At 68.9% G+C, this 6,379-nt stretch carries 8 protein-coding genes; 3 read left to right on the top strand and 5 right to left on the bottom strand.

Features of this window, described 5'->3' with window-relative positions; genetic code table 11:
• On the top strand, positions 1-195 hold a 195-nt coding region (locus AMK21_RS36395; RefSeq protein ID WP_234422080.1), incomplete at its 5' end, for a hypothetical protein.
• A gap of 145 nt (positions 196-340) precedes the next feature.
• Here the strand turns inward: AMK21_RS36395 and AMK21_RS30510 are convergent.
• The 3 genes from AMK21_RS30510 to thyX form a co-directional block, all read right to left on the bottom strand.
• A complete protein-coding gene (locus AMK21_RS30510) occupies positions 341-2,026 on the bottom strand; it encodes a ribonuclease J (RefSeq protein WP_073882395.1) in 1,686 nt (561 codons plus the stop codon).
• 140 nt (positions 2,027-2,166) lie between these two features.
• Complete coding sequence (dapA, locus tag AMK21_RS30505) at positions 2,167-3,066, bottom strand: 4-hydroxy-tetrahydrodipicolinate synthase (RefSeq protein WP_073882394.1); 900 nt, start codon at positions 3,064-3,066, stop codon at positions 2,167-2,169.
• Between the two features lie 152 nt (positions 3,067-3,218).
• On the bottom strand, positions 3,219-3,956 hold the full coding sequence (gene thyX / locus AMK21_RS30500; RefSeq protein WP_073882393.1) for an FAD-dependent thymidylate synthase: 738 nt from the start codon (positions 3,954-3,956) through the stop codon (positions 3,219-3,221).
• Between the two features lie 197 nt (positions 3,957-4,153).
• Here thyX and AMK21_RS30495 point away from each other — a divergent pair, with 197 nt between their 5' ends.
• Together AMK21_RS30495 and AMK21_RS30490 are read left to right on the top strand one after the other, a co-directional pair.
• On the top strand, positions 4,154-4,393 hold the full coding sequence (locus tag AMK21_RS30495) for a hypothetical protein (protein WP_018512717.1): 240 nt from the start codon (positions 4,154-4,156) through the stop codon (positions 4,391-4,393).
• 118 nt (positions 4,394-4,511) lie between these two features.
• Complete coding sequence (locus tag AMK21_RS30490; RefSeq protein ID WP_073882392.1) at positions 4,512-5,063, top strand: PH domain-containing protein; 552 nt, start codon at positions 4,512-4,514, stop codon at positions 5,061-5,063.
• Between the two features lie 80 nt (positions 5,064-5,143).
• On the opposite strand, the gene AMK21_RS30485 is transcribed toward AMK21_RS30490, so the two are convergent.
• Together AMK21_RS30485 and dapB are read right to left on the bottom strand one after the other, a co-directional pair.
• Positions 5,144-5,608 carry a tetratricopeptide repeat protein gene (locus AMK21_RS30485; RefSeq protein WP_073882391.1) on the bottom strand — a complete coding sequence of 155 codons (465 nt, stop codon included), beginning with the start codon at positions 5,606-5,608 and terminating at the stop codon, positions 5,144-5,146.
• A gap of 11 nt (positions 5,609-5,619) precedes the next feature.
• Positions 5,620-6,372, bottom strand: coding sequence for a 4-hydroxy-tetrahydrodipicolinate reductase (dapB, locus tag AMK21_RS30480; RefSeq protein WP_073882390.1), 753 nt, complete (start codon positions 6,370-6,372; stop codon positions 5,620-5,622).
• Positions 6,373-6,379 lie beyond the last annotated feature (7 nt).

Raw genomic sequence — 6,379 nt, 5'->3', positions numbered from 1 at the left:
CGATTCCCGGTCGAAGCGGGTCAAGCGGTCCTGCTGTTTTTTACTTTCGAGGTTCTTCGCTTTCGCGATTTCCCTTTCCGGCGGTTCCGACTTTACCAGACTCTTTTTCGTTCCGTTTCCGGTCCGAATTTCATTTCTGGTGGCCCGTGGAGTGGCCTTGCCTTTCGGCGGATCCGACTTTATCAGAGATTCTGAGTCGGATATTCCCGCCCCTGTGGGGTGTCCCCGGCGCACGAGTGCGCGCGGTGCTTCCCGGTCGGGCGGAGCCGTAAACGTACTGGAGCGGGGCGCCCCGATGCAAATCGAGGGGCCCCGCTCCCGTACGGGCTGGTCAGGAGGGTCAGACCTCGACGACGACCGGGAGGATCATCGGGCGCCGGCGGTAGGTGTCGGACACCCACTTGCCGACAACGCGGCGGACCATCTGCTGGAGCTGGTGGGGCTCCAGCACGCCGTCCTGGGCCGACTTGTCCAGGGCCTCCTGGATCTTCGGGGCGACCCCGACGAAGGCGCTGTCGTCGATACCGGAGCCCCGAGCCTGGATATGGGGGCCGCCCACGATCTTGCCGGATGAGCTGTCGACCACGATGAAGACCGAGATGATGCCCTCGTCACCGAGGATGCGGCGGTCCTTGAGGGAGGTCTCGGTGACGTCGCCGACGGAGAGGCCGTCGACGTAAACGTAACCGGCCTGGACCTTGCCGACGATCTTGGCCTTGCCGTCGATCAGGTCGACGACCACGCCGTCCTCGGCGATGACGATGTGGTCCTTGGGCACGCCCGTGAGGGCTCCCAGCTCGGCGTTGGCCCGCAGGTGGCGCCATTCGCCGTGGACCGGCATCAGGTTCTTCGGCTTGCAGATGTTGTAGAAGTACAGCAGCTCGCCGGCCGAGGCGTGGCCCGAGACGTGGACCTTGGCGTTGCCCTTGTGGACGACGTTGGCGCCCCAGCGGGTCAGGCCGTTGATCACGCGGTAGACCGCGTTCTCGTTGCCCGGGATCAGGGACGACGCCAGGATCACCGTGTCGCCGGGAACGATCCGGATCTGGTGGTCGCGGTTGGCCATCCGGGAGAGGGCCGCCATCGGCTCGCCCTGCGAGCCCGTGCAGACCAGCACGACCTCGTCGTCGGGGAGGTCGTCGAGGGTCTTGACGTCGACGACCAGGCCCGCGGGGACCTTCAGGTAGCCGAGGTCACGGGCGATGCCCATGTTGCGGACCATCGAGCGGCCGACGAAGGCGACTCTGCGGCCGTACTCGTGGGCGGCGTCCAGGATCTGCTGGATGCGGTGCACGTGGCTGGCGAAGCTCGCCACGATGATGCGCTTCTGTGCGTTGGCGAAGACCGTGCGCAGGACGTTGGAGATGTCCCGCTCGGGCGGTACGAAGCCGGGGACCTCGGCGTTCGTGGAGTCGGCGAGGAGGAGGTCGATGCCCTCCTCGCTCAGCCGGGCGAACGCGTGCAGGTCGGTGAGGCGGCCGTCCAGCGGGAGCTGGTCCATCTTGAAGTCACCGGTGGCCACGGCCAGGCCTGCGGGGGTGCGGATGGCGACCGCGAGGGCGTCCGGGATCGAGTGGTTGACCGCGATGAACTCGCAGTCGAAGACGCCGATGCGCTCGCGCTGGCCCTCGGTGACTTCGAGGGTGTACGGGCGGATGCGGTGCTCCTGGAGCTTCGCCTCGATGAGCGCGAGGGTCAGCTTCGAGCCGATCAGCGGGATGTCCGGCTTCAGGCGCAGCAGGTACGGGACACCACCGATGTGGTCCTCGTGGCCGTGCGTGAGGACGATGCCCTCGATGTCGTCCAGGCGGTCCCGGATCGAGGTGAAGTCCGGCAGGATCAGATCGATACCTGGCTGCTCCTCCTCGGGGAAGAGGACGCCGCAGTCGACGATGAGCAGGCGGCCGCCGTACTCGAAGACCGTCATGTTGCGGCCGATCTCGCCCAGACCGCCGAGCGGGGTGACCCGCAGGGCGCCCTTCGGGAGCTTCGGGGGGGTGCCGAGTTCAGGGTGCGGATGGCTCAAAAGACTCTCCTTAACCACACGCGCCACGTACCGCTGAGGCACGTGGCGCGCATGTCATTCGTGCACTTGCTGTTGTCTTGGGGTCGTGCTCTTCGCGAGGTGCCTCGCTCGTTCTCTTCATTCAGTTGTGAAGTCTGTGGTTACAGCTGTACCCCGCCGGCGGCCAGGTCGATCTTGAGCTGGGCCGTCTCCTGGGTGGTGAGCTCCACCAGGGGCAGGCGCAGCGGTCCGGCCGGGAGGCCCTGGAGCGTCAGAGCGGCCTTGGTCGTGATCACGCCCTGGGTGCGGAACATGCCGGTGAAGACCGGGAGCAGCTTCTGGTGGATCTCGGTGGCCTTCTGGACGTCGCCGCCCAGGTGCGCCTCGACCAGTGCCCGCAGGTCCGGGGTGACCACGTGGCCGACGACGGAGACGAAACCGACCGCGCCGACGGAGAGGAGCGGGAGGTTGAGCATGTCGTCGCCGGAGTACCAGGCGAGGCCGGACTGGGCGATGGCCCAGCTGGCGCGGCCCAGGTCTCCCTTGGCGTCCTTGTTGGCGACGATCCGCGGGTGGTCGGCCAGCCGTACGAGGGTCTCGGTGTCGATCGGGACCCCGCTGCGGCCGGGGATGTCGTACAGCATCACGGGCAGGCCGGTGGAGTCGGCGATGGCCGTGAAGTGGCGCAGGAGGCCTTCCTGCGGCGGCTTGTTGTAGTACGGCGTGACGGCGAGGAGCCCGTGGGCACCGGTGCGCTCGGCGGTGCGGGCCAGGTCGACGCTGTGGCGGGTGTCATTGGTGCCGATGCCGGCGACGACGTGCGCCCGGTCTCCGACCGCTTCGAGCACCGCCCGTACGAGCTGGTCCTTCTCCGCGTCGCTGGTCGTCGGGGACTCTCCGGTGGTGCCGTTGACGATCAGTCCGTCGTTGCCTGCGTCCACCAGATGGGCGGCGAGCCGCTGGGCGCCGTCGAGGTCGAGAGCGCCGTCCGCCGTGAAGGGCGTGACCATAGCGGTGAGGACCCGCCCGAAGGGGGTCTGCGGAGTGGAGATCGGAGCCATGGGTAACACGCTACTCGCTGCTCAGCGCGTGGTCCCCTCTCGGGGGGACGGGGAAGAGGAGCCCGGCACCGCCTGCTCGGGGGTTCAGGCAGTGCCGGGTCCGTTTGATCAGCCTAGATGAACTTCTCGAAACGCCGCAATACGGACACCGCCTACGGGGCTACCCGGCCATTTTTGTTGAAGGCCGCATGAGTGAGCGGCATGAGCCGCGCCCAGTGGGCTTCCATCTCCTCGCCGACCATCTCGATCTCGCGCTGCGGGAAGGACGGGACCTTCGCCAGCTCGTGCTGGGTGCGCAGGCCGAGGAAGTGCATCAGGGAGCGTGCGTTGCACGTGGCGTACATCGAGGAGAAGAGACCGACCGGGAGGACCGCGCGGGCCACCTCGCGGGCCACGCCCTCCGCCAGCATCTCCTGGTAGGCCGCGTAGGAGGCCCGGTAGGAGTCCTCCATGGCGCGGGTCGTGAGGTCGTACTGCTCCTCGGTGCCCTCGACGAACTCGTACTTGCCCGGGCGGCCCTGCTGGACGAGCTTGCGGGAGGTTCCGGGGACGTAGAAGACCGGCTCCAGCTCCCTGTAGCGGCCCGATTCCTCGTTGTACGACCAGCCCGCGCGGTGCCGCATGAACTCGCGGAACACGAAGATCGGGGCGCTGATGAAGAAGGTCATCGAGTTGTGCTCGAACGGGCTGCCGTGCCGGTCCCGCATGAGGTAGTTGATCAGCCCCTTGGACCGCTCCGGGTCCTTGGTGACCTCTTCCAGCGACTGCTCGCCGGCGGTGGAGACCCGGGCGGCGAACAGCACGTCCGCGTCGCCCGCGGCGCTTTTCACCAGGTCAACGGTGACATCGCTACGGAAATGGGGCTTTGCGGGTTCGGGGGTGTCGGTCACCGGCGGGGGTCCTTCCAGGGGCGGCGCTCGGGCGGCGACCACTTTACGGGCCGGGTGGGTGACGCATGCACGCGGCGGCGTCGGGCAGCCGTTCGTGGAGTTCACCCAACAAGTACGGCGATTCGGGCACCGATCCGGCCCGTCGTACGTCTGACTCATTAGCAGCACCCGCCACTGAGATCAAGGAGAGTTTCCTCATGTTCCGCCGGCGTGAATCCGTCCCGTTCTCGTTCGTCGCCGAGGCCGACCGATTCCGCAGTAACGTCACTCCCCCTCCCTCCCCCCGTGCCAGCGTTCCCGAGCTGCTGGGGCGTTCCCTCGTCGGGCTGACCGTGGTCGCCGGACTCGTGGGGTCGCTGCTGCTGGGTCTTCCGGCGCTCGACTCCGGACAGTCCGCCTCGCACGGCAAGCAGTCCGAGGCGTCGCAGGGCCGCTGAGTACGTCCCGGGGCCGCTGAACTACTCGTACGGACCCCCTGGGGTGGTCTGTGCGGGGGCGGCCTCGGTAGCCTCACCGGGCACAGCAATCGAGCGTGCTTGTGAGTGAGGATGAGTCGTGCCCCTGCCCTTTCTGACGGCCGACCGCGCATTCGATGCGAGCGCGGAGGACGTTGCGCTGCCGTTCGACGACCACGACAGCTGGCGGCGGCCCTACCGCCCCGGCCCGTGGCGGGTCGCGGCGGCGGCCGGCCAGCTCTTGCTGGCCTCGTTCGTTCTGCTCGCGGCGATGATCATCGCTTTCACCGGAGCGCCCTCCGGGGCCCTGGTCTGTCTGCTGCTCGCCGGCGCGCTGATCGGTGCCGCGCTGCGGCTCCTGCGGGTCGGCGCCTGGGTGAGCCGGCACGGTGTGCGGCGCGTGGGGTTCTTCCGGACCACCACGGTGCCGTGGGGGGCCACCGCCTCCGTCCGTACCGTCCAGCAGCCCGTCAAGTGGCTGGGGCTGCCCCGTACGGTGCAGGGCCAGGCGCTGATCGTGGCCCGGCAGAACGGGGAGACGCTGCCGCCACTGGCCTCCGACCACAACGCGGACTTCCTCGGGCGCAAGGAGGCGTTCGAGCGGGCCACGGATGCGGTGGAGGCTTGGGCGGATGAGTATCGGCACGGGTGAGCCGTGCCGGCGTGTACATGGATGAGCCCGGGGCCGTTGGTCGGTCCCGGGCTCATCCGCGTACCGCGTGAAAGACGACCTCAAACGCCGGACGGGCTGGACCGGGGCCTGCCGGCGCGCAGGGCGATCGCCCTCTGCATGGCCTTGCGGGCCCTTGGGGTGTCCCTCGCGTCCTGGTAGGCCACCGCCAGCCGGAACCAGGCGCGCCAGTCGTCCGGGGCCTCCTCCGTCTCCTCGCGGCGCCGGGTGAAGACCGCGTCGGCGGCGTCCCGGTCGATGCGGCCGGACGGCGTGCGGAGCAGGTCGTCGACCGGGAGGCCGCCCTCGGCGTCCAGCTCGGCGGCGAGCGCGTTGGCACGGCGGACGAACTGGGTGTTCTTCCAGAGGAACCAGATCCCGATCACCGGCAGGATCAGCACGGCGACGCCGAACGTGACCGTGAGCAGCGTGCCGTGGCGGATGAGCATCAGTCCGCGGCTGCCGACCAGGACGAAGTAGAAGACCAGGACGGCGGCCGTGACAAAGTAGGTGATCTTTGCGCGCATGGTGGGCTCAGTCAGTTCAGGTCGAGGAAGTGTTCCAGGCCGAACGTGAGGCCGGGAGTGGTCACCACGCGGCGGGCGCCGAGCAGGATGCCCGGCATGAAGCTGCTGTGGTGGAGGGAGTCGTGGCGGATGGTGAGGGTCTCGCCCTCGCCGCCGAGCAGCACTTCCTGGTGGGCCAGCAGTCCGCGGAGGCGGATCGCGTGGACCGGGACGCCGTCGATGTCCGCGCCGCGCGCGCCGTCCAGGGCGGTCGTGGTGGCGTCCGGCTGCGGCGCGCTGCCCGCCCTGGCGCGGGCCGCCGCGATGAGCTGGGCGGTGCGGGTGGCGGTGCCGGAGGGGGCGTCGACCTTGTTCGGGTGGTGGAGCTCGACGACCTCGACCGATTCGAAGTAGCGGGCGGCCTGCTCCGCGAACTTCATGGTCAGGACCGCGCCGATGGAGAAGTTCGGGGCGATCAGGACACCGGTCTCCGGGGAGTTCTCCAGCCAGGCGGTCAGCTGCGCGAGCCGTTCGTCGGTCCAGCCCGTGGTGCCGACGACGGCGTGGATGCCGTGCCGGACGCAGAAGTCGAGGTTACCCATCACCGATGCGGGGGTGGTCAGCTCGACGGCGACCTGGGCGCCCGCCTCGGCGAGGGCCTCCAGCTTGTCGCCCCGGCCCAGGGCCGCCACCAGCTCCAGGTCGTCGGCGGCCTCGACGGCTCGTACGGCCTCGGAGCCGATCCGGCCCTGAGCACCGAGAACGGCTACGCGCAGCTTGCTCATCTTGATT

It is taken from the genome of Streptomyces sp. CB00316, assembly GCF_001905595.1.
GTDB lineage: Bacteria > Actinomycetota > Actinomycetes > Streptomycetales > Streptomycetaceae > Streptomyces.
This window is presented reverse-complemented; position numbering and strand designations above follow the sequence as displayed.

What these genes read in the sequence shown, in the direction of transcription:
- dapA (WP_073882394.1), bottom strand. Translation starts at nt 3,066, where the DNA reads ATGGCTCCGATCTCCACTCCGCAGACCCCCTTCGGGCGGGTCCTCACC.
- AMK21_RS30495 (WP_018512717.1), top strand. Translation starts at nt 4,154, where the DNA reads ATGTTCCGCCGGCGTGAATCCGTCCCGTTCTCGTTCGTCGCCGAGGCC.
- AMK21_RS30485 (WP_073882391.1), bottom strand. Translation starts at nt 5,608, where the DNA reads ATGCGCGCAAAGATCACCTACTTTGTCACGGCCGCCGTCCTGGTCTTC.
- dapB (WP_073882390.1), bottom strand. Translation starts at nt 6,372, where the DNA reads ATGAGCAAGCTGCGCGTAGCCGTTCTCGGTGCTCAGGGCCGGATCGGC.